Source organism: Roseovarius gahaiensis (assembly GCF_011601345.1).
GTDB lineage: Bacteria > Pseudomonadota > Alphaproteobacteria > Rhodobacterales > Rhodobacteraceae > Roseovarius > Roseovarius gahaiensis.
Genome location: NZ_JAAORB010000045.1, coordinates 1 through 21895, shown reverse-complemented (window position 1 = coordinate 21895; position 21895 = coordinate 1). Strand labels below are relative to the sequence as shown.

Annotated in this window: 19 protein-coding genes, 1 tRNA gene and 1 pseudogene; 11 read left to right on the top strand and 10 right to left on the bottom strand. The window is 60.4% G+C overall.

The features are described from left to right. Positions 1-38 precede the first annotated feature (38 nt). The 4 genes and pseudogenes from HAT86_RS14965 to HAT86_RS14955 all read right to left on the bottom strand — a co-directional run bounded on the left by HAT86_RS14965 (position 39) and on the right by HAT86_RS14955 (position 3389). A complete protein-coding gene (locus tag HAT86_RS14965) occupies positions 39-2447 on the bottom strand; it encodes a tyrosine-type recombinase/integrase (protein ID WP_167199646.1) in 2409 nt (802 codons plus the stop codon). A gap of 27 nt (positions 2448-2474) precedes the next feature. Beyond that, positions 2475-2762: pseudogene (locus HAT86_RS17135) on the bottom strand (DUF6538 domain-containing protein); the annotation flags it as partial. After that, positions 2763-2837: transfer RNA gene (locus tag HAT86_RS14960), tRNA-Gln, on the bottom strand. It abuts the pseudogene before it with no gap. A gap of 81 nt (positions 2838-2918) precedes the next feature. Continuing rightward, the gene (locus tag HAT86_RS14955; RefSeq protein WP_231125927.1) at positions 2919-3389 is read right to left on the bottom strand and encodes an SH3 domain-containing protein; all 471 of its coding nucleotides are present in this window, start codon (positions 3387-3389) and stop codon (positions 2919-2921) included. 146 nt (positions 3390-3535) lie between these two features. On the opposite strand from HAT86_RS14955, the gene HAT86_RS14950 reads away from it, so the two are divergent. Together HAT86_RS14950 and ggt are read left to right on the top strand one after the other, a co-directional pair. Beyond that, complete coding sequence (locus tag HAT86_RS14950) at positions 3536-4522, top strand: 2-hydroxyacid dehydrogenase (protein WP_167199640.1); 987 nt, start codon at positions 3536-3538, stop codon at positions 4520-4522. A gap of 44 nt (positions 4523-4566) precedes the next feature. Continuing rightward, on the top strand, positions 4567-6312 hold the full coding sequence (ggt, locus tag HAT86_RS14945) for a gamma-glutamyltransferase (protein WP_167199637.1): 1746 nt from the start codon (positions 4567-4569) through the stop codon (positions 6310-6312). Between the two features lie 10 nt (positions 6313-6322). Here ggt and HAT86_RS14940 read toward each other — a convergent pair whose 3' ends face one another. After that, entirely contained in the window at positions 6323-6766 is a 444-nt protein-coding gene (locus tag HAT86_RS14940) for a MaoC family dehydratase (RefSeq protein ID WP_167199634.1), read from the bottom strand. A 102-nt stretch (positions 6767-6868) separates the two neighbouring features. Beyond that, complete coding sequence (locus HAT86_RS14935) at positions 6869-7741, bottom strand: TIGR01459 family HAD-type hydrolase (RefSeq protein ID WP_167199631.1); 873 nt, start codon at positions 7739-7741, stop codon at positions 6869-6871. Between the two features lie 250 nt (positions 7742-7991). On the opposite strand from HAT86_RS14935, the gene HAT86_RS14930 reads away from it, so the two are divergent. After that, positions 7992-8483, top strand: coding sequence for a flavin reductase family protein (locus tag HAT86_RS14930; RefSeq protein WP_167199628.1), 492 nt, complete (start codon positions 7992-7994; stop codon positions 8481-8483). Between the two features lie 102 nt (positions 8484-8585). Here HAT86_RS14930 and HAT86_RS14925 read toward each other — a convergent pair whose 3' ends face one another. Beyond that, a complete protein-coding gene (locus tag HAT86_RS14925) occupies positions 8586-10109 on the bottom strand; it encodes a DUF2125 domain-containing protein (protein WP_167199625.1) in 1524 nt (507 codons plus the stop codon). A gap of 132 nt (positions 10110-10241) precedes the next feature. Here HAT86_RS14925 and HAT86_RS14920 point away from each other — a divergent pair, with 132 nt between their 5' ends. Further along, positions 10242-10988: an SDR family oxidoreductase gene (locus tag HAT86_RS14920; RefSeq protein ID WP_167199622.1), complete on the top strand. Its 747-nt coding sequence runs from the start codon at positions 10242-10244 to the stop codon at positions 10986-10988. Beyond that, complete coding sequence (locus tag HAT86_RS14915; protein ID WP_167199619.1) at positions 10985-11602, top strand: enoyl-CoA hydratase/isomerase family protein; 618 nt, start codon at positions 10985-10987, stop codon at positions 11600-11602. Before HAT86_RS14920 ends, HAT86_RS14915 begins: the two co-directional genes overlap by 4 nt. A 33-nt stretch (positions 11603-11635) precedes the next feature. On the opposite strand, the gene HAT86_RS14910 is transcribed toward HAT86_RS14915, so the two are convergent. Further along, positions 11636-12775, bottom strand: coding sequence for an AI-2E family transporter (locus HAT86_RS14910; protein ID WP_167199616.1), 1140 nt, complete (start codon positions 12773-12775; stop codon positions 11636-11638). Between the two features lie 115 nt (positions 12776-12890). Continuing rightward, positions 12891-14279, bottom strand: coding sequence for a multicopper oxidase family protein (locus tag HAT86_RS14905; protein ID WP_167199613.1), 1389 nt, complete (start codon positions 14277-14279; stop codon positions 12891-12893). Between the two features lie 190 nt (positions 14280-14469). Here HAT86_RS14905 and HAT86_RS14900 point away from each other — a divergent pair, with 190 nt between their 5' ends. The 3 genes from HAT86_RS14900 to HAT86_RS14890 all read left to right on the top strand — a co-directional run bounded on the left by HAT86_RS14900 (position 14470) and on the right by HAT86_RS14890 (position 17589). Continuing rightward, positions 14470-15816, top strand: a complete 1347-nt coding sequence (locus HAT86_RS14900) for a TldD/PmbA family protein (RefSeq protein WP_167199611.1) — start codon at positions 14470-14472, stop codon at positions 15814-15816. Then, complete coding sequence (locus tag HAT86_RS14895) at positions 15803-16591, top strand: inositol monophosphatase family protein (RefSeq protein ID WP_167199608.1); 789 nt, start codon at positions 15803-15805, stop codon at positions 16589-16591. The genes HAT86_RS14900 and HAT86_RS14895 overlap by 14 nt, the downstream gene beginning before the upstream one ends. A gap of 95 nt (positions 16592-16686) precedes the next feature. Further along, positions 16687-17589 carry a DMT family transporter gene (locus HAT86_RS14890; protein WP_167199605.1) on the top strand — a complete coding sequence of 301 codons (903 nt, stop codon included), beginning with the start codon at positions 16687-16689 and terminating at the stop codon, positions 17587-17589. Here HAT86_RS14890 and HAT86_RS14885 read toward each other — a convergent pair. After that, positions 17522-18346, bottom strand: coding sequence for a glycosyltransferase (locus tag HAT86_RS14885; protein WP_167199602.1), 825 nt, complete (start codon positions 18344-18346; stop codon positions 17522-17524). The genes HAT86_RS14890 and HAT86_RS14885 overlap by 68 nt on opposite strands. A gap of 391 nt (positions 18347-18737) precedes the next feature. Between HAT86_RS14885 and rpsL the strand changes: the two genes are divergently transcribed. The 3 genes from rpsL to fusA are packed head-to-tail and all read left to right on the top strand — an operon-like array spanning position 18738 to position 21735. Continuing rightward, positions 18738-19109, top strand: coding sequence for a 30S ribosomal protein S12 (gene rpsL, locus HAT86_RS14880; RefSeq protein WP_167199599.1), 372 nt, complete (start codon positions 18738-18740; stop codon positions 19107-19109). 12 nt (positions 19110-19121) lie between these two features. Further along, entirely contained in the window at positions 19122-19592 is a 471-nt protein-coding gene (gene rpsG / locus HAT86_RS14875) for a 30S ribosomal protein S7 (RefSeq protein WP_167199595.1), read from the top strand. 19 nt (positions 19593-19611) lie between these two features. After that, positions 19612-21735, top strand: coding sequence for an elongation factor G (gene fusA, locus HAT86_RS14870; RefSeq protein ID WP_167199592.1), 2124 nt, complete (start codon positions 19612-19614; stop codon positions 21733-21735). Positions 21736-21895 lie beyond the last annotated feature (160 nt).

Below are 21895 nucleotides of genomic sequence, written 5' to 3'. Positions count from 1 at the left end.
CAAGTCTGCCCACGATCACGTGAAATCTATGCCCATGATCAGGTGAAATCAGTGCCCGCCATCACGCGAAACACGCACAGGCGGCGATGCAGCAAATTTGTATCCATCTCCGGCACAAGGAAACGCCGTCGCAAATTGAAACGTGTCGGAATGGCGAGCTGGGCCTCGGCCAGTTCCACCGATCTCGTGATTGCGAGGTCGTTTGGCGCGGGTCTGGAGGTTTCGAGCGGACCGCCCCAGGCGATATCGAGAAACTTTCGTTGTCCGAGAGTACGTGTGGCGACGATTAGCCCAGGACGCCCGGTTGACGAGCTGATATCGCCGCGACGGTTCGGGAGTGCGCAGACAACCAGATCTCCTACGACGAGATCGACCGGGCGGCAGTCTTGGTGCGGAATGTCGGGCTCGGAATCGGTCACAAGCTCTTCTTCAGGTTTCTGCAGTTCCGCCGCGGTTTTGCGGTTCGCAGAGGGAGTATAGAGAGGTTTGTCGTCGACCAGGATCAGCAGGTGCTCGAGGGCGGCCGTCGCTTCCTCACTGGCCGGCATGGTCAGGGAATATTGCCGGCTGAGCGAAATGATCGAGGCGGCAACCTCCCTTTCCTCGAGAGGCGCACATCCGTTCCACGGATATGCCGAGGGGGCTTTTCGGCCCGAGACGGACGCTTCGAACACGATCTCGTCGGTTTCCGCGTCGCGTAGCAGGACCGCGGAGACTTCCCGGCGATCGGTCAACGCCACGTCGACATCCATCGCCGTTTGCAGGGCGGTAGTGTTGCCTGTGATGACCGGGAAGCTGAACCGTCGGTCGACGCCGACCTCGATACCATAATCGACTGTATCGAGCACGTCCTTGAGTTCCAGCAGGCCATGGTCGGAATAATGCCGGTCGATGGTTGTGCCCTCGAGGTGACCGAGAATCCGCTGACGCGTGCCGGTGTCGATGCCGAGGCCCATGAGCTTCGAGGAAAGCGTGCGTCGCATCGCGTAGATGTCTTCACGTGCGTCGTGGAGCTTTAGAGACGTCAAGAGGTTCCGCAGACGATCGCCGAAGATCTGTGACCGCCGGCCGTGGCTCTTGTCAGGCTGGATCTCTGGGAAGAGCCAGGTCTCGCCTGCCTTCTTTTTCGCGACGACCCATTCCCGGAACCCCAGCTCGAGAAGGATCTGCGGGATCGGCAAAATACGCCGAGATTGCTCGTTTTTCAGGTATGCATCTTCTTCCTCTCCAAGGAAGATGCACAGAATGCCGTCGCGGCGAACGATGTCCGATACGGCGGCCTGGAGGATCTCTTCTGGGCGCACTCCCATCGTGATAATAATCAGGGGAACCCAGTAGATTGCATCCCGGATAATGTATCTTTTTCGCGCTGTCGCCTTGCGACTGCGCTGCTTGGGCGAAGAGGTGCCAAGGTAGATCGGCGAGCGGAACAGGCGTGATACGTGCTCAAGCGACCAAGACATGCGCCGCTTCGGGCGCGATACCCGTGTGGGTAGTTTGCAGGGTGTCTTTTGCGATTTGTGCCAAGTCCGAAGCCGGCTTTTGAGTTGAGAATGCGACGGAACGACCCGATCGTCATCATCGACATCACGGCCGATGCGTTTTTTCCCGAGCGCCGCGCGGAAGATTCGATTGAGCATGTCGCGTTGGACAAACAGGTATCCATCTGTCAGCCGCGGGATGAGTTCCTTTACCAGTCTTCGACGCTTGTCAGGTATAGACAGCCCGTCGAGGCTCATGACCTCATTGAGCAACTCTGCGTCCTTTGCGTTGGCCTCGCGGATTTCCTGGAGCGGACACAACTCCCGGCCGGTCTGGCCATGGCGATTCCGGCCGTGTGCCTTTCCCCAACCTTTTGGCAGCATCCAGACTTGGAACAGAAAGTCGAAAGACTGCTCGAGCACAATTGATGAGACGGGCACGTCGCCGAAGTGAGCCAAGGCGAGTTTCCCGATGACCCGGATCTTTTTCTCGACGTCCTGCGGAGCCTCTTCGCAGGCTCTCTCGATCGCCTCCGACAGCACCATGGGCGGCTTCATGGCGTCCCGAGTCGGCTTTAGCCCATGATCGAGCAGTATCTCCCGCCCCACATCGAGCGGGTCGTCGAAATCCCGTTCTACGCGGGCGTTCAACTCATTCAGCCGCCGCATGAGAAAGAGCACTTGCCGGGCAACCGCGGGGGCCTCGATGGCATCTGTGTCGAGGCCGTTCTGCCGCGCGATTTCTCCCGCGAAGGCGGAGGCCACCGACCAGTCCCTGGTTCGCTGGGCGTCCCGGATACGATCGGTCTCAGCTTCGAGCCGGCCGAGATAGGCGTCGGCGCCCTCGATGGGGGCCGCACTCTCTTGGCGGGCGATCATGCCGGCCACGGCCCGCCGCACGATCTCTTGCAGCATCGATTTGACCCGGGTTTCGCAGACCGGGCTGTTCTGAAGTTCGCTGAGCACGTCTCTCTCTCCTGTCTCGATCGCGGACAGCAGGTCGGCAGACCGCTTTACCGCTTCGGCGAGGACGTGCGTCCGAAGAGAAACCGACAGAAATGCAGGCGCGCCGAAACAGCGGATTTTTTCGGGCCAGCGCCGCCGGAAGTAGAAGATCCCGTTTCTGCGAACGAGGTGAAGCCCCCATTTTCTCGACGGTTCCTGCGTTCTACACCGCGCACGATGTGAACCAGTTTGTGAACCACGGCGACGTGGAGACGGGAGGCTGGCCGCTTGATCAACGGCTATCCCATTGGGAAGTATGGAGTTTTTTGATGTCATTGGCTGGGGTGGTAGGATTCGAACCTACGATACACGGTACCAAAAACCGATGCCTTACCGCTTGGCTACACCCCAACAGTGACGCGGTAATTACTCTGGACCTTGGGCCGGTTCAAGGCCCGAAACAAAAAAAATCGCGCTTTCTTGCGATCCGCCTCAATCTAGTGTTTCTTGCGGCCGCACGCCCCACAAATGCGCCTTTCGCGCCCAGCCTTCATAGCCACCTGCCGAGACTTCGCACCAGCTGACATCGCAGCTGGAGATTCGTGCGATCACGCCCAATTCCAGACGCGCGACCACCATTGCATTGTCTTGCGGACGAGACAGCAAATCCAGCATGTCCTTTTCAATGATCGCAGTGCGCACCCCCGACAACAGAGAGTAATGCACCCACCCGCCGGCACCGTCGCGATCGCGCACGCGTCGCCAGTGCCCATGTTCTGCGGTTATCTCAAGCGGGATGTCTTTGCGCTTGAACACCCAATCTATGCGATGGGTCAGACTGGGCCCGCGCCGGATATTGGCCTCGTTGGCCTTCATCGACACGAAGCGCGGGATCGGCAGGTTCGTCACCGGGCCCCGCTCTTGCGTGGCGGCGATGTCTGGCAAGGCAAAAATTGCCAGCATGATGACGACGCTGAAACGCGAAAGCACTGATTTCATGGCTTGTATCCGATTTCTGCCCGCGCATGCGATGGGGTTCTTGTGCCCCGCGCTTTCCTGCGTCACTCTGACAGCAACGAAGATCGAAAGAAAGCAAAAGGAGGGCCGTGATGCCATCTGAGCGCCTGAGTGTTGTCGTAACGCGACGCTTGCCCGCAGCGGTCGAAAACCGGATGAAGGATCTGTTCGATGTCACGTTGCGAGAGGATGACAGCCCGATGTCGCGACAGGAATTGACGCAGGCTGTGAAATATGCCGATGTGCTGGTGCCCACGCTGACCGACCGGATTGATGCGGGCCTGATCGCACAGGCCGGCGATCAGTTGAAGCTGATCGCGAATTACGGTGCGGGCGTGGATCACATTGATATCCACACAGCCCGTCAGCATGGCATCCTTGTGACCAATACGCCGGGCGTGTCAGCGGATGACACGGCCGATATGGCCATGGCCTTGGTGCTTGCGGTCACGCGGCGTATTTCCGAAGGGCTGGCCGTTATGCAAAGCGGCAATTGGCAGGGCTGGTCGCCCACGGCCTTGATGGGCGGGCGTGTGGCCGGGCGCCGTCTGGGTATCCTTGGCCTTGGCCGGATCGGTCAGGCCGTGGCACGCCGTGCGTCGGCCTTTGGGATGCAAATTCACTATCACAACCGTCGTCGGCTGCGCCCCGAGATCGAGGACGAGCTTGGCGCGACCTATTGGGAAAGCCTTGATCAGATGGTCGCCCGGATGGATGTGATCAGCATCAACTGCCCGCATACGCCGTCGACCTTCCATTTGATGAACGCAAGGCGGTTGAAACTGATGAAACCGGACGCGGTGATCGTGAACACAAGCCGTGGCGAAGTGATCGACGAAAACGCCCTGACACGAATGCTGCGCGCGGGCGACATCTTGGGCGCGGGTCTGGATGTTTATGAACACGGAACCCAGATCAACCCTCGGCTGCGCGACTTGGATAATGTAGTGCTGCTGCCGCATATGGGCTCGGCCACGGTCGAGGGGCGTGTCGAGATGGGCGAAAAGGTGATCTTGAACATCAAGACCTTCGATGATGGGCATCGCCCGCCTGATCAAGTTGTTCCGGCCATGCTGTGATCTGCGGCACAGGCGGCAAGTTTGCGGTCGACAGGAGCTTTGTCATGAAACCTTTTTTTGCTGCTGTTTTATGTGCGTTCGTGCCGTTTGCGGTGTTGGCGCAACAAGCCGCCGACGCCATCGCGCCCGACGTGGCCGCCGCGCAGGATGCCAAGGCCGACAGTCGGCCTGTCGAAGCGCGCGACTGGATGGTGGCGGCAGCCAACCCTTTGGCCGCCGAGGCCGGGGCGCGGGTGCTGCGCATGGGCGGCACGGCAGCCGATGCCATGGTTGCGGTGCAGGCGGTGCTTGGTCTGGTTGAGCCGCAAAGCTCGGGCTTGGGCGGTGGTGCGTTTCTGGTTTGGCGCGATGGCGGCACTGGCGAGGTCACCACATTGGACGGGCGTGAAACGGCCCCGCTTGGCGTGACACCTCGGCTGTTTCAGGATGATCAGGGCCAGCCCTTGCAGTTTTTCGATGCCGTGGTCGGCGGGCGTTCGGTTGGGGTGCCGGGAACACCTGCGCTGATGCAAGCGGCGCATGACAGATGGGGGCGGTCTGATTGGCGTGATCTGTTCACGGATGCGATCCGCTTGGCCGAAAATGGCTTCAAGGTCAGCCCCAGACTGGCGAAACTGGTGGCGGGCGATGCCGCCCGTTTGGCGCGCTTTGGCCCGACGCGGGATTATTTTCTGCCCGATGGCCAGCCGATTGCGCAGGGCACACGGTTGCGCAATCCGGCTTATGCGCAGGTATTGCGCCGACTGGCCGATGCCGGGGCGCAAGCGTTTTACACCGGGGATATCGCGGCCGACATCGCCGGCACCGTGCAGGGCGCGGCGGGCAATCCGGGGCGTCTTGAGACGGTCGATCTGGCGATCTATCGCGTCAAGGAACGTGCACCGGTGTGTGTGCCCTATCGCGCCTATGAAGTGTGCGGCATGGGCCCGCCGTCCTCGGGCGGGCTGACCGTCGGGCAGATCCTTGGAATGTTAGAGCCTTATGATCTTGCCGCCATGGGGCCGGGCGATGTGCAGGCGTGGCGCTTGATCGGGGATGCCAGCCGCTTGGCCTTTGCCGACCGGGGCCGTTACATCGCCGACAGTGATTTCGTGCCGGTGCCGGTCAAAGGGTTGGTGGCCGAGGATTACTTGAACAAACGGGCCGACTTGCTGCGCGGCGATGATGCACTGCGACAGGTTGCGCCGGGCAAGCCCGAGTTTGATCACAGCCTGAACCTTGCTGATGGTGACGCGCTTGAGTTTCCCTCGACCTCGCATATTTCCATCGTTGATCACTACGGCAACGCCCTGTCGATGACGACGACCATCGAAAATGCCTTTGGCTCGCGCCTGATGGTGCGTGGATTTCTTTTGAATAACGAACTGACGGATTTCTCGTTTCGCAGCCATGTCGATGGCGTGCCGGTGGCCAATCGCGTTGCGCCGGGCAAGCGGCCCAGATCGTCGATGGCACCGACCATCGTGTTGAAAGACGGGCAACCGGTACTGATTGTCGGCAGCCCCGGTGGCAGTCGCATCATCGGCTACGTAGTCAAGGCGATCATCGCGCATCTGGATTGGGGTTTGGATGTGCAGCAGGCCATAGACCTGCCCAACATGGTTAATCGCTTTGGCACCTATGATGCCGAAAAAGGGCGGGTGTCGTCCCGCCTTGTGTCGGAGTTGGCCGAACTGGGCTATGATGTGCCGCAGCGCCCGTTGGTGTCGGGGCTGCAAGCGATTTCCATCGGGGATGTGTTGCGCGGCGGGGCTGATTCCCGCCGCGAAGGCGTGGCCTTGGGCGAATGATCCGGCGCGCTTAGTCGAACTTGCCCGAGGGGGCCAGCACGGTGGCTTCGCCGATCAACACTTTCTTGCCGTTGACCATACAGCGGCAATCCAGTTGAACACGACGCTTGGCGTGATCAATGCCGGTGACTTCGACTTCGGCCAGAACCATATCGCCGGGGCGCACCGGCCCCAGAAATTTCAACGTCTGGCCCATGTAAACCGAACCATGACCCGGCAATTGTTCACCAATCACCGCCGAGATCAAACCCGCCGTCAGCATACCATGCGCGATGCGGCCTTCGAAAATCGTATCCTGGGCATAGGCATCGTCCATATGCACGGGGTTCCGGTCGGTTGAGACCTGCGCGAACATCTCGATGTCGTCATCGGTGACAAGTTTACGCAGGCTGCGCGTCATGCCCATCTCGATCTCTTCGATGGTGATGGTTCCGCGCGGCATGTTGTCCAACATTCGACCCTCCTGACTAAGGCGGTAAGTAATTTTCGAGACGCTTTTGCGACGTATGTTGGAACTTTATTGCTTTGCAGGCGCAGAAAATCAAGGGCTTTTTATTCAGCGCAGCCGCCCGATCGTATAGGTCGGGTTCATTTTTTCCTTTTCCAAAAAGGTATTAAGTGCTGTTTCATCGGGTTGCTGCGACGTTTTGGTCTCAGTCGCGGCCAGCCCGCCTGATATGAAAAGAGAATCGATATCCTCGCCCATGGCGCCAGCGATATCGGTTTGAATCCCGTCGCCGATCGCCAGAATCGATTTGGCGTCGAAATTGTGCCCCGTAGCGGTCAACCTTCGGCGCGCCAGATCGTAGATTGGCGGATGGGGTTTGCCGAAATACAGGCTTTGCCCGCCCATTTCTGTATATAGCCGCGCCAGCGCGCCGGCGCACCATTCGCGATGGTCGCCGCGATCCACCACGATATCGGGGTTTGCACATAGCATTTTGAGCCCCTTTTGCTTGGCATACAGAAAATCGGGGCGGTAAACCTCCAGATCGGCCATCGGGTCGAACGGGCCGGTGCACACGATGCCGTCGGCTTCGTCCAGTGGCACAATCGTCACCTGCACGGGGTCGTCGATGATTTCCAACGGTTCAAAAAACGTCATGTCGCGGTCTTCGCCGATGAAATAGACCGAACTGCCGACCATGCCCCGGAACATCGCGGCGCGTGCGCTGTCGCCCGAGGTGGCGATGGTATCCCAGCAGTCGCGCGGCACGCCGAACGTCTCAAGCTGCTGTTCCACGCCAAGCCGTGGCCGCGGCGAATTGGTGACAAGAACCACCACGCCACCTGCATCGCGGTAGGCCTGCAAGGCAGTTACGGCCTCGGGCAGGGCGCGCACCCCGTCGTGAACGCAGCCCCACAGGTCAACGAAAAGGGCGTCGTAGCGGCTGGAAATCTCGGAAAGAGACTGGATAATCTGGGTCATGAGGCCTTGTCCGGGCTATGGGAAACTGCGCCAAGATATGCCAGTGCCGCGCAGGGTTGACCACAGCAAAAGTCCAGACGACCGCCGCAGGTCTACGCTAAATCGTGGTCTTGGGAGAATTTCTTTGGGCGTTGCGATGAAACCGCCTATTTGGTGTAAGGCTATTGATTTTGCACAATCTGAAACGCAGGCGGGAAAGTTGCGGCACCATGACCAAATATAATTTCATCTTCACGGGCCGGGGCGCGGTATGACCGACGCGCGTGATGCATTTCTATCTGCCATGCGGCAAGTGGCCGCCACGGTCACTGTCGTTACAACCGACGGCCCCGGTGGCCGAATGGGGGCGACGGTCAGCGCCTTTACCTCGCTCTCGGCGGACCCGCCGACGGTTCTGGTATGCCTCAAGGCCGATAGCCGCATTGGTCAGGCGGTGGCGGCGAATGGCACCTTTACGGTCAATGTCCTGCCCGAAGACGCGGTGGAAATCGCGCAGCGCTTTGCGGGGGCCTTTGACAGCCAGACGCCCGACAGGTTTCATGGCACGCCTGTTACACCCACGCCCTTTGGCCCGATCTTGCCGCGGGCCACGGCGTTTACCTGCACGCTGGAAACAACCTATTCCCACAGCACCCATCAGATCTGTATCGGTGAGGTCACAGGTATTTCCAATGCTGGGGAAAAACCGCTGACATATATGCATGGCGAATTCCACGTGGTGCGGCCAAAACAGGCGATGTGATAGCAGCCCCAACTCCGGCCCTGTAAAAACAAATCGCCCCCGCAGTGACCTGCGAGGGCGATTGAAAGACAAGACGCCGGAAACCCGACGCAAGCGAAGCGCTTATTTCAAGCGTTGGCCATTGGCCATAACTTGGCCGTCTTCGTTGACCTCGATGCGCGACACCAAGGTGTCTTCACCTTCTCCGGGGCGTGCGAACAGACCCATCATCATGCGCGCGCCGCTGGCCTGCTCCTGTGGCAAAAGCCCCATGGAAACCAGCTTGTCCAGCAGGCCGTTGCCGCCCACCAGCCGCAGGTCAAGCGCGCCAAGCGGGGCGGGCATGCCGCCAAAACTTTCCAGGTCGGAGTTATCAAAGGTGAAATCCCCCTCGCCGGTCAGTTCCGCACCGGCCAATCGCACCGTCAGGCTGTTGAGGGTCAGCGCGTGCACCTCGGCCGGAGGGGTATCAAGGTTTTCGATCGTTTCGGCGTTTTCGGGATCCAGCAGGTCGAACATCAAGCGCGCCTTGCCGGTCAGGTCGATATCCACCGTGGCCGGATCGCGTGGCAGTTGCTGACCGGGGTCGAACAAGGCCCAGACCGGCTCGGACACAGTGACATCCGCAAAGGTAAGCGAGGCTGCGAAATCCTGAGGCGTGTCAGATTTCGCCACCGGAGTCGTCAGATCGAACCCAAGCGTCTGGCTGGCCAATTGCACTGGAAACGGCAGGTCGTTGGTTTCTAGGGTCATTTCCACATCGCGTCTTTCGCCGGAATAGCTCATCTTGGTCGCATCCATCGTGATGCCCAGTGTTCCACCGTTGGACGTGTTGACGGATTTAAAACTGTCGCCGTTTTCCGCGAATGCAAACGCACTGTTGCCGGGGCCGGTCTCCATGCGGGCTTGCATGGTGAACCCGGCGTCAAGCATCGCCGCCATATCGGTGGCATCCATATCGGTGGGCAAGGTGCCGCTGCCCGTATACGCGAACGAGTCGATGGAGCCTTGCGATGCCAAGGTTGCGCTGCTTTCAGGGTCGACGATATCCAGAACATAGGCCACCGCGCCGGATGTGAATGTCTGTTCCGTCTCGCGCAAATCGCCGCCTGTGGTGACGGTCGCGCCGGTCAAATCCGAAATCGTCATGCTGGCCTTGCCCACTTCGGTCGGGGTGCCATCGACGATCACCTCGCCCAGTTCCAGTGCGGCGGTGTCGGCCTTGTAGTCATAGGTCATTTGATCGGTGTCGCCCGACGCGACCATGGTAAACCCTTGGGTGCGATAGTTCACGACCGCTTCGAACGCCTGTCCTTCGTCGTCGCTTGCTGTGATCCTTATTGGCATCAGGTCCGGCATCACAACCGAGACGGTGCCATCGCCATTGTCGGCAAATCCGATGTCGGGCAGGGCGATCGTCATCATGCCTTCATCTTCCGGCATGGCCATTGTCATTTTCAAACCAGACACGTTCAGGGTGTCGCCCGATTGGGCCATGTTTGCCTCAACGTCATAGCCATAAAGACCAAGGTAGGATTTCCAATCGTCCCAGACCTGTGCCGGGGTCACGTCCGCCAATGCGACAGAGCTGGATAGGGAAAGAAACACTGCCGCCGCTGGGGCGGTAAAATATATGCGCGGTGCCATTTACAGAACCCTTTCATGCAAAACTTGGCCACAGCTTCCGCGCTTGGGCGGTTGCGGTCAAGGGCCGTTCTGGCTGGACGCTGCGGAATACGCGCGTTACCACTTGGGCAAATGCGACCATAGGGGGGTGATATGGATTTGACAGGTAAGACGGCCCTGATCACGGGTGCCAGCCGTGGCATTGGTGCGGCGGCCGCGCGTGCGTTTGTCAACGCCGGGGCAAATGTGGCGCTGGTCGCGCGCAGTGCCGATGCCATCACCGATCTGGCCGAGGAATTGGGACCACAGGCCATTGCCATCCCGTGTGACGTTAGCCAATTTTCGCAGGTCGACGCCGCTGTGACAGCCTGCGTCAAGGCGTTTGGGCAGCTTGACATCCTGATCGGAAACGCCGGTGTGATCGAACCGATTGCGCCGCTCTCTGACGCGGACCCTGACGCGTGGGGAAAGCTGATCGACATCAACCTGAAGGGTGTTTTTTACGGGATGCGCGCGGCTATGCCGGTGATGCGCCAACACGGCGGCACGATTATCACCGTCAGTTCCGGCGCGGCGCATAACGCGCTGGAGGGCTGGAGCGCCTATTGCGCGTCCAAGGCCGGTGCCGCGATGCTGACCGAAAGTGCCCATCTGGAAGGTGCCGACCAAGGGCTGCGCGTGCTGGGCCTGTCGCCCGGAACCGTGGCCACCGACATGCAGCACCAGATCAAGGCCAGCGGTATCAATCCGGTGAGTCAACTGGACTGGTCCGAACACATCCCCGCCGACTGGCCCGCCAAGGCGTTGCTGTGGATGTGTAGCAGCGCCGCCGACGCCCATCTGGGGCAGGAAATTTCGCTTCGTGATCCTGATATTCGCAAAAAAGTAGGCCTGACATGATCGACCTTGAAAAAGACGGAAACCTTTGGACCGTCACCATCAATCGCCCTGACAAGGCCAATTCCCTGACCAATGAGATGCTGACCGAACTGGCCCGCATCGCCGAATCCGCCCATGATGAGGCGCGCGTGCTGATCCTGACCGGCGCGGGCAAGGTGTTTTCCGCAGGGGCCGATATCGAAGCGGCGCGCGCGGGGCTTGCTACCTCGGCTGTGTGGGAACGGCTGAGTTCGGCCATCGTGACCTTTCCGGGCCTCAGCATCGCGGCGCTGAATGGCACGGTCGCCGGCGGGGCCATGGGGATGGTTCTGGCCTGCGATCTGCGCATTGCCGCTGAAGGGGCCAAGGCGTTTTACCCGGTAATGAAGCTGGGCTTTCTGCCGCAACCGTCGGACCCCAAGCGTCTGACGCAGCTGATGGGCCCCGCGCGGGCCAAGCTGATCCTGATGGGCGGCCACAAACTGACCACGGAAGAGGGGCTGTCATGGGGCCTGTTCGATCAGGTCACCACGTCCGAGGATCTGCTGCAGCGGGCACATGATATCGCCGCCGACACGCTGGCCGTCGATTACGTGCATGCTGCCACGATCAAGGGCATGTGCCGGGTTTCATAAGTTACCCACTGTCTTTGCAAATCTCTGCGGGGATCAGGATGCTTTGCGGTTGTCGATCTCTTCGCCAATGCGGTCCAGCTCGGTTTCATCTTCGGGCAGGCCTTCGCGCGACAGTAAAACCGCAATTTTACGCAGGCCCGGAACATGGCTGCAGACCACCAGCAGCATCACCATGATCGGCACCGACAGGAACATGCCCGGAATCCCCCAGACCGCGCCCCAGAAGGCAAGGCTGATGATGATCCCGAACGATGACAAGCGCAGGGCGCGGCCCATCATCCACGGGTCGATGACATTGCCGTTCAAAAACTGGATTGCCCCGGTGATCAGAAACAGCGCCGCTGTTGCTTGCGGCTCGCCGGTTTCCACATAGCCCACCAGCGCGACCATCCCCGTGGCCACGATTGAGCCGATATTGGGAATGTAGTTCAGGATGAAGGTCAGAATGCCCAGTGCCAGCGCCAGTTCGATCCCAAAGACGCGGGCCAGGGCGTAGATCATCGCGCCGGTGATCAGGCTGACCACGGTTTTGACCAGCAGGTAGTAGTTCACCCGGTGAATGATCGAGGTGATGATCCTGTTCACCCGCGCCGCCTGCACCTCGTCGCCCAGAAAATTCGACATCTTGGTGTCAAACCAGATGCGCTCGGCAAACAGGAAACCGACGAACAAGATGACCAGCACGGTGCCTTGCATCAAATTACCGGCCTGTCCGGCGACCGTGCGCACATAGCCTGAAATCTGCACACTGCTGAGCGAGTTCAAAACCGCCTGTTGCACGTCCTCGCCCATCCACGAAAACAAGGAGGCGACGGCTTCGGGCGCCCGTTCGGCATAAGACACGGTGGTGAACAGGACTGTGTTCAATTGCGCCAGCAGGATCGACGACAAGACAAGCAACGCAGCCGAGATCAATACCAGCGCGATGATGGATGCCAGCCAGTTGGGAAACGAAAACCGCCCGATGCGCTGCCGCGCAATCAACCGGATCACATCCGAGGTCAGCGAAAACAGGATGATCGCGACGGCCAGTGAGATCAACAAGAACCGGGCTTGGACGAGCAGGAACAAAACCACCGCAAAGGCAATGATCACCAGTGCCGTGGTGCGCACCCGTGCATCGTTTTCCGTCTCGCCCAGTGATCCCGGCTGTCTTTTGTCGCCCGCTGGCATCGCGTCTCTCTTTGGTTGCAAACCTTAGTATGAACAGCCCTTTGCCCGCTGACAACCCGCACAAGGCCTGCCAGAAGACGTGCCCCGGACGAATGCTGACTTTATCTGCACAGGCTCAGCTTACCCGGATCCAGTTCATCATCCCCGACATCTGGTGGCTGGGCATGTGGCAATGAAACATCCAGTCGCCGGGATTGTCGGCGACAAAGGCGATCTCGCGGGTTTGCCCCGCGCCCAGCAACAGCGTATCGCGCCACGGGCCCAGCGTGCCGCCGTCCAGAACCTCGCGGAAATGCATGCCGTGCAAGTGCATGGCATGGGCAAATGCGGTGCGGTTGTCGATCGGGATGCGTATGGTCTCGCCCTTGAACGCCTCGACCATCGGGGCATCGGGCATGCCGACCATGCCGTTGAAGGCCCAGAATTGCCCGGCCCCGGCCAGTTGGCGCATGTCCATCCTGTCGCCCTTCCACATCCCACCATCCGGCAGCCCGCGCATCGCGCCGCCCGCCATCACCAAAGGCACCTGCCGCGCCTCATTCAGATCAACCTTTGGCATGTCATTGGGGGGCAGGGCGGCGGGGGCCGGGCGCGTTGCGCGCGCCGGGCCGGTCACGTCGAAGGCGGCCAGCGCAAAGGTGCCGTCACGCTCGACCGAGGCGATAAGCGCCTCTTCGCCCGCCTCTGCGGTGATATCCACCAGCAGATCGGCGCGCTGGGCGGGGGCCAGTGCAACTTCGGTCACCTTGGTCGGGGTCTCAAGCGGCATGGCATCCAGCGCCGCCAGCCAGACCTGCAAACCGCGAAACCGCAGGTCGAAAATCCGCGCGGTCGCGGTGTTCACCAGCCGCAGTCGCAGCCGGCCACCGGCAGGCGCGGCGCGCCGCATCTCGGGGCGGGCATTGACGGTGATGTAATTGCCCAAGCGCCCGGCATGCGACATGTCATGCGGTGCGCCGAAATCGTCGCGGATCACCGCATCGGACGCCATGCGCCAGTCATCCAGCACCAGCACCTCGTCGGCGTCCACATCGGGGCGCTCGGCCTTGGGTTCGTCGACCACCAGCACGCCCGCCAACCCTCGCGAAACCTGTTCAACCGAATTGGCGTGCGGATGATACCAGAACGTGCCTGCATCACGCAGGGCAAAGCGGTAATCAAAACTGCTGCCCGGCGTCACGGGCGCTTGGGTCAAGCCCGGCACGCCATCCATCGGATTGGGCAGACGCAGGCCGTGCCAGTGGATTGTCGTGTCCTGGGACAGGTTATTTTTAAGCTGCACATCCAAAATGTCGCCGCGCGTATGGCGCAAGGTGTGTCCGGGCACTTGGGCGTTGTAAGCCCAGACCTCGGTTTGGGGAAACTCGGGCGGCGCTAGCTGAATGCGCGTTTGCGCCGCGTCAAGCGTGACTCTCCCGGTCGCAGTCTGCGCTGCGCTGTGATGGGTCAAAAGGAAGGACGCTGCGCTGGCACCAGCTAGGAAATCTCGTCTGGTCGGGCTCATCAATTTGCGCTCCGTTGGTCTGTGATGTGCATAAGATAATGCATTTTTGCGCGTTGGAAGCAGAAGAATTGTCAGGACTGTCAGACGCGGTGGCGAAACCTGACGACGGACCGGGTGGAAATCACTGCGGGCTTAACCTTGCACGCAGCCGGGGCAGGGGCTACCTGTTGCCCGCACTCAGGAGATACAGATGACCCAACCGCTTGACCAGTTGACCGATGCCTTGCTGAACGCCGCCCGCAAAGCGGGTGCCAGCGCCGCTGATGCCATCGCCATCGAAGGCCGCTCGATGACCATCGACATGCGTGGTGGCACGCTTGAGCAGGCCGAGCGTGAAGAAGGTATTGATGTCGGTCTGCGGGTCTTGGTGGGTCAACGTCAGGCTTGTGTGTCAGCGTCCGACGCCCGGCCCGAGGTTTTGGGCGCACTGGCGGAACGCGCTGTCGCCATGGCGCGCGAAGCGCCCGAAGATCCCTATATCGGGCTGGCCGATCCGGCGCAGTTGGCGCAAGGCTGGGACATGGCCGCGCTTGAGCTGTCTGATCCCACCCCCGAACCCTCGCCACAGGATTTGCAGGACGACGCCCGCGAGGCCGAGGCGGCGGCGCTGGCCGTGGATGGTGTGACGCAGGTGCAATCGGCCAGCGCAGGCTATAGCTGGCGCGCGGTCCATATGGCTGCGACCAATGGCTTTTCCGGCGGGTATGAGCGCACCGACCGTGGGTTAAGCTGCGTCGCCATCGGTGGTGAAGGCACCGGGATGGAACGCGATTATGACGGCGACAGCCGGATTTTTCAGGCCGATCTGCGCCGCCCGCAAGATATCGGGCGCACCGCAGGCGAACGGACGGTGGCCGCCCTCAACCCGCGCAGGCCGCGCACCGGGGCTTATCCGGTGCTGTTCGATGAACGGATTTCATCATCGCTGATCGGTCATTTGCTGGCCGCAAGCAACGGCGCGGCCATCGCGCGCGGGTCGTCGTGGCTGATGGGTCGTTTGAGCGATCAGGTTTTGTCCAAGGGTCTGTCGGTCATCGAAGACCCGCACCGCCCGCGTGCCATGGGCTCGCGCGCGTTCGATGCCGAAGGTTTGCCGACACAGCGCCGCGCGCTTGTGGATGACGGCGTGCTGACCGGGTGGGCCTTGGATCTGGCCAACGCCCGTAAACTGGGGATGGATCCCACCGGCAGCGCCAAGCGTGGCACCAGCAGCCCGCCCAGCCCCGGCACTTGGAACATAGAACTGACGCAAGGCCCGCACAGCCGCGAAGAGCTGCTGGCACAGATGGGCACTGGTTTGCTTGTGACCTCGATGATTGGCGCCACGATCAACCCCAACACCGGGGACTATTCGCGCGGCGCGACGGGATTTTGGGTGGAAAACGGGCAAATCGCCTATCCGGTCAATGAATGCACCATCGCGGGCAGCTTGCCCGAGATGCTGCGCAAGATGACCCCAGCCAACGATGCCCGCCCGTGGCTGAGCCGTGTGGTGCCATCGCTTCTGGTTGAGGGGCTGACGATTGCCGGCGAGTGATCTTGATCTGCTGATCGACGCCGCCCGCGCGGCGGGCGACGAAGCGTTGCGCCACAGCGGGCCGACCGCCGGACGTTGGGACAAACCCGGCGATTTGGGCCCGGTGACCGAGGCGGATATGGCCGTTGATGCGCTGTTGACCCAACAGTTGCGCGGCGCGCGCCCCGGCTATGGCTGGTTGTCGGAAGAAACCGAAGACAGTGCTGCGCGCCTGTCATGTGAACGGGTGTTCATCGTCGATCCCATCGACGGCACGCGCAGTTTCATCGAAGGTTCAGGCACATGGGCGCATGCCTTGGCCGTGGCCGACAGGGGCGTGGTGACAGCGGCGGTTGTGTATCTGCCTGCCCGCGACAAGATGTATGTGGCCGCCGAAGGGCAGGGGGCGTTTCTGAACGGTGCGCCGATCCGCGTGACCGACCGTAACGATCTGAGCGGCGCGTCCTTGCTGGCGGCCAAGCCCAACCTTGCCCCACAGCATTGGATTGGCGGCACGCCGGATGTGATCCGCGCGCATCGTCCGTCGCTGGCTTACCGGCTTAGCCTTGTGGCCGAAGGGCGCTTTGACGCGATGCTGACGCTGCGGCCCAGTTGGGAATGGGACATCGCCGCCGGTGAATTGATTCTGCGCGAGGCTGGGGCGCAAACCTCGGATCGGAGGGGGCAGGCCTTGCGTTTCAACAACACGCATCCGCAGGTTGACGGCGTTGTCGCGGCCAATCCGGTGCTGCATGAGGCGATCACCCTGTCCTTGGCACAGGACCAACACCGCTAGGCACTGGCGGACCACCAGATCGACCGCGCGTTGCAAGGGCTTGCCGCTCGGAAAAATCCGGGTCTAATGCGGCGGTGACAACAGGTAAGGCGCGCATGGCACGATCCGACAATATGACCGGGGCTTTTCTGATGATGGCCTCGATGGCGGCGTTTACCGTCAATGACACCTTTATGAAGTCGCTGGCCGGCGAGGTGCCGCTGTTTCAGCTTTTGTTCCTGCGCGGGATCCTGACAACGATTGCCGTGGGCTTCATCGCGTGGTGGATGGGGGCGATCCGCGCGAACGTGCCACGCCGTGATTGGGCGGCGATCGGGTTGCGCATGATCGGTGAAATTGGCGCGGCCTATTTCTTTTTGACGGCACTGTTTCACATGCCGATTGCCAATGTCACCGCGATCTTGCAGGCGATCCCGCTGACCATCACGCTGGCTGCCGCGGTGGTGTTCCGTGATCCGCTGGGCTGGCGGCGTATGGGGGCCATCGTGCTTGGGTTTGCCGGGGTTTTGCTGATCGTCCGACCCGGCACCGAAGATTTCAACGCCTATTCATTTTACGTTCTGGCCGCTGTCGGGTTTGTCACGCTGCGCGATTTATCCACGCGGGCGCTGTCACGCGGGACACCGTCGATGTTCGTGACCTTGATCACCTCGATCTCGATCATGGTGTTTTTCGGCATCGCCAGCCTGACCGATGACTGGGTGGCACTGGACGCCCGCGCCGCCGGGCTGACGGCCGGGGCGGCGTTCATGATCATCGGTGGCTACCTGTTTTCGATCATGGTGATGCGCGTGGGCGAGGTCAGCTTTGTGGCACCGTTTCGGTATACCGGGCTGATCTGGGCCTTGGTTCTGGGTTGGCTGGTGTTTGGCGAATGGCCCGCGCCGCTAACCTTTGTTGGCGCGGCGATCATCGTGGGCAGCGGCCTGTTCACCCTGTATCGCGAGGCGCAACTGGGTCGGAAAACAAGGCTTTCACGCGATCTTCGTCCACGTTGAAGCGTTTTTGAAACACATGGCGTGTCTTGTCGTCTAGCGGTTGCAATGCGCCATGGCGTGCGCCTGCACCTGAATCGTTGTCATCATGGACCACGCGGATATACATCGGCCATGTAGGTTCGATCAGGGTCGGCATCTTCTCGTGCAGCTTGTGATGCGCATAGTTCATCACCGTCTTCTTGGCCCCGGGGCGAAACAGCACGCCAAGCCCGCACGCCCAGAACTGGGTTTGCACCGCGCGCGCTGCGATCCCCTGAGACGACAGGCGCGCGGTGTAGCCGCTGCGAAATTCAAACGCCATGTTGGGCCAGCCCTCGCGCAGCCGGGCACTGTTGCGGGCCATGCGGCGCACGGCGCGCACAAAACTCAGACCCACGGCATCGTCATCATCCAGCCGAAACTGGATGGACTCGGTGGTATTCTCGCCCAGTTCCTCTTGGATGGCCAATTGCATGGCCAGACGGTGCTTCATCGGTTCCTTGGCCACGATACGGATTTGCGGCACGTCGGCAGTGATATCGTTCAGGCGGTCCAGATACGGGCGCGGCAGGCTTTCACCGACCAGAACAAGGAAGGTGAACCGCGGATCAAGCTGCTGTGCGATGGATGGCAGTGTCAGCGCCTCGAAATGCCGAAAGCGTAATTCCATGCGGGCGGGGTCGTAAAGATACGCCTCGCGCTCGGGCACGCTATCATGCATCCGCTTGAAGCCGCCAAGGGCGGGATAGGAAAACCTGCAAATACCAATGATGCGCATGACTGTCCGATACTATACGTGATTGCCCGTTAAAGGCGTCTGTGCCATGCTGACAAAACCCCGTGTCGGGAACAAGCCGAAACGCTGGCGGCGACAAGGCAAGAGAGCGCACAAACGCCCTTGGGCGCCTGTTGACAACCCCCCCGACTCCCCCTATACGCGCTTCATCCGGTCATGGGGGTCGCCCCGACAGCCGATATCAAAACTAAAATGGTCAAGATCCGGGCGCCTTAATTTGCCCCGATCCTCTGGAAACCAGCCGCGTCGTTCACCTCGGAATGGGAACGAATGCGGTGTTTGCGCTTTGTGGACGCGCAACGCGTTATGAGATGAACCGCATGGGGCCACCCCCGTGCACACACATGTGTTGAGAGACGGGGAAAGAGACCCAATGCCAACGATCCAGCAGCTGATCCGCAAACCGCGGCAGCCTAAAATCAGAAGTCAGAAATCCATTCACCTGCAAGGCTGCCCGCAAAAGCGTGGCGTTTGCACGCGCGTCTACACGACGACGCCGAAGAAGCCGAACTCGGCCATGCGTAAGGTTGCCAAGGTGCGCCTGACCAATGGTTTTGAGGTCATCAGCTACATTCCCGGCGAAAGTCACAACCTTCAGGAACACTCGGTGGTTCTGATCCGTGGTGGCCGTGTGAAAGACCTTCCTGGTGTGCGCTATCACATCCTGCGCGGCGTTCTTGATACGCAAGGCGTTAAGGATCGTAAGCAGCGTCGTTCGAAATACGGCGCGAAGCGTCCGAAGTAAGAGGAATAAAAGATGTCCCGTCGTCACGCCGCAGAAAAACGCGAAGTCCTGCCCGACGCCAAATTCGGTGATCGGGTTCTGACGAAGTTCATGAACAATCTGATGATCGATGGTAAGAAATCCGTCGCCGAAACGATCGTTTACAATGCCCTTGACCGCGTTGAAGGCAAGGTCAAGCGCGCCCCGGTGGAAATTTTCCACGAGGCGCTGGAAAACATCAAGCCCGCGGTCGAAGTGCGCTCGCGCCGTGTGGGCGGTGCCACCTATCAGGTGCCCGTCGAAGTTCGGCCCGAACGCCGCGAGGCGCTTGCGATCCGCTGGTTGATCAAAGCATCGCGCGCCCGCAACGAAAACACGATGGAAGAACGCCTGGCCGGTGAACTGCTGGATGCAGTCAACAGCCGCGGCACCGCCGTGAAAAAGCGCGAAGACACCCACAAGATGGCCGAGGCGAACAAAGCCTTCAGCCATTACCGCTGGTAACCCCTAGAGGCAACACACCATGGCACGCGATTATCCGCTCGAACGCTACCGCAACTTTGGCATCATGGCGCATATCGACGCAGGCAAAACGACCTGCTCGGAACGCATCCTGTTTTACACCGGCAAATCCCACAACATCGGTGAGGTGCACGATGGTGCGGCCACCATGGACTGGATGGAGCAGGAGCAGGAACGCGGCATCACCATCACGTCGGCTGCCACCACAACCTTCTGGCAGTGGCAGGAAGACCCTTCTGCGGAAGGCACGTCTGACACCAAGTTCCGCATGAACATCATCGACACCCCCGGCCACGTTGACTTCACCATTGAAGTCGAACGTTCGCTGGCGGTTCTCGACGGTGCGATCTGTGTTCTTGACGCAAATGCTGGCGTTGAGCCGCAGACCGAAACCGTGTGGCGTCAGGCTGACCGCTACAAGGTGCCGCGCATCGTGTTCGTCAACAAGATGGATAAGATCGGCGCAGACTTTTATAACTGCGTCAACATGATCGAAGAGCGGACCGGGGCCAAAGCGGTTCCTGTGGCTCTGCCTATCGGCGCTGAAACCGAGCTGGAAGGCATCATCGATCTGGTCACCATGGAAGAATGGACCTGGAAAGGTGAAGACCTCGGCGCGTCCTGGACCCGTCAGCCGATCCGCGACAGCCTCAAGGACACGGCCGACGAATGGCGTGCCAAGCTGATCGAAAACGCCGTCGAAATGGATGACGACGCAATGATGGAGTATCTGGAAGGCAACGAGCCCGACATTCCCACGTTGCGCAACCTTGTGCGCAAGGGCACCTTGTCGCTCAGCTTCGTTCCGGTTCTGGGTGGCTCGGCCTTCAAAAACAAGGGCGTGCAGCCGCTGTTGAACGCGGTCGTCGACTATCTGCCCAGCCCGCTGGACGTGGTCGATTACATGGGCTTCGCTCCGGATGACGAGACCGAGACACGCGACATTCCGCGCCGTGCGGACGACACCATGCCGTTCTCGGGTCTGGCGTTCAAAATTATGAACGACCCCTTCGTCGGCTCGCTGACCTTCACGCGGGTTTACTCGGGCGTCCTGAGCAAGGGCGACACGATCCTGAACGCGACCAAGGGCAAGAAAGAGCGCATCGGCCGTATGATGATGATGCACTCGAATGACCGGACCGAGATCGAAGAAGCTTTCGCAGGCGACATCATCGCGTTGGCGGGTCTCAAGGATACGACCACTGGGGACACGATCTGTGATCCCAAGGAACCGGTTGTGCTTGAAACCATGACCTTCCCCGATCCGGTGATCGAGATCGCGGTCGAGCCGAAAACCAAGGGCGACCAAGAGAAAATGTCTCAGGGTCTGCAACGGTTGGCTGCCGAAGATCCGTCTTTCCGCGTCGAAACCGACATCGAGTCGGGCCAGACCATCATGAAAGGCATGGGCGAACTGCACCTCGACATTCTGGTTGACCGCCTGAAGCGCGAATTCAAGGTCGATGCAAACATCGGTGCACCGCAGGTGGCCTACCGTGAAACCATCGGCCACGAGATCGAGCATACCTACACCCACAAGAAACAGTCGGGTGGTTCGGGTCAGTTTGCCGAAGTCAAGATGATCATCTCGCCCACAGAAGCGGGTGAAGGTTATAGCTTTGAATCGCGCATCGTCGGTGGTTCGGTTCCCAAAGAATACGTCCCGGGCGTTGAAAAGGGGATTGAATCGGTCATGGACAGCGGCCCCTTGGCAGGATTCCCCGTGATCGACTTCAAGGTCGCGCTGATTGACGGTAAGTTCCACGATGTGGACTCCTCGGTCATGGCCTTTGAAATCGCGGCCCGGATGTGCATGCGCGAAGGTCTGAGAAAGGCTGGCGCCAAGCTGCTGGAACCGATGATGAAGGTGGAAGTGATCACGCCGGAAGAATACACCGGCAGCATCATCGGCGATCTGACGTCGCGTCGCGGCCAGGTTTCCGGCCAAGAACCCCGCGGCAACGCCATTGCGATCGACGCCAATGTGCCGCTGGCCAATATGTTTGGCTACATCAACACACTGCGGTCCATGTCCTCGGGCCGGGCGCAGTTCACGATGCAGTTCTCGCATTACGATCCGGTTCCGTCGAACATCTCGGAAGAGATCCAGATAAAATACGCATAACGGGATGGCGGGGTGAACCCCGCCCTACCCATCACCCGTAGGGCGAGGACGACCTCGCCATCCAAAAGAAGCTAGGAGGCCATCATGGCAAAGGAAAAGTTTGACCGTTCGAAACCGCACGTGAACATTGGCACGATTGGTCACGTTGACCACGGCAAGA

Excerpts from the sequence above, each read along its gene's own strand:
- ggt (WP_167199637.1), top strand. The coding sequence starts at position 4,567 with ATGAAACCTTTTTTTGCTGCTGTTTTATGTGCGTTCGTGCCGTTTGCG.
- HAT86_RS14925 (WP_167199625.1), bottom strand. The coding sequence starts at position 10,109 with ATGGCACCGCGCATATATTTTACCGCCCCAGCGGCGGCAGTGTTTCTT.
- rpsL (WP_167199599.1), top strand. The coding sequence starts at position 18,738 with ATGCCAACGATCCAGCAGCTGATCCGCAAACCGCGGCAGCCTAAAATC.
- rpsG (WP_167199595.1), top strand. The coding sequence starts at position 19,122 with ATGTCCCGTCGTCACGCCGCAGAAAAACGCGAAGTCCTGCCCGACGCC.
- HAT86_RS14930 (WP_167199628.1), top strand. The coding sequence starts at position 7,992 with ATGACCGACGCGCGTGATGCATTTCTATCTGCCATGCGGCAAGTGGCC.
- HAT86_RS14915 (WP_167199619.1), top strand. The coding sequence starts at position 10,985 with ATGATCGACCTTGAAAAAGACGGAAACCTTTGGACCGTCACCATCAAT.
- HAT86_RS14910 (WP_167199616.1), bottom strand. The coding sequence starts at position 12,775 with ATGCCAGCGGGCGACAAAAGACAGCCGGGATCACTGGGCGAGACGGAA.
- HAT86_RS14950 (WP_167199640.1), top strand. The coding sequence starts at position 3,536 with ATGCCATCTGAGCGCCTGAGTGTTGTCGTAACGCGACGCTTGCCCGCA.
- HAT86_RS14890 (WP_167199605.1), top strand. The coding sequence starts at position 16,687 with ATGGCACGATCCGACAATATGACCGGGGCTTTTCTGATGATGGCCTCG.
- HAT86_RS14940 (WP_167199634.1), bottom strand. The coding sequence starts at position 6,766 with ATGTTGGACAACATGCCGCGCGGAACCATCACCATCGAAGAGATCGAG.
- fusA (WP_167199592.1), top strand. The coding sequence starts at position 19,612 with ATGGCACGCGATTATCCGCTCGAACGCTACCGCAACTTTGGCATCATG.
- HAT86_RS14935 (WP_167199631.1), bottom strand. The coding sequence starts at position 7,741 with ATGACCCAGATTATCCAGTCTCTTTCCGAGATTTCCAGCCGCTACGAC.
- HAT86_RS14900 (WP_167199611.1), top strand. The coding sequence starts at position 14,470 with ATGACCCAACCGCTTGACCAGTTGACCGATGCCTTGCTGAACGCCGCC.
- HAT86_RS14905 (WP_167199613.1), bottom strand. The coding sequence starts at position 14,279 with ATGAGCCCGACCAGACGAGATTTCCTAGCTGGTGCCAGCGCAGCGTCC.
- HAT86_RS14920 (WP_167199622.1), top strand. The coding sequence starts at position 10,242 with ATGGATTTGACAGGTAAGACGGCCCTGATCACGGGTGCCAGCCGTGGC.
- HAT86_RS14955 (WP_231125927.1), bottom strand. The coding sequence starts at position 3,389 with ATGCTGGCAATTTTTGCCTTGCCAGACATCGCCGCCACGCAAGAGCGG.
- HAT86_RS14885 (WP_167199602.1), bottom strand. The coding sequence starts at position 18,346 with ATGCGCATCATTGGTATTTGCAGGTTTTCCTATCCCGCCCTTGGCGGC.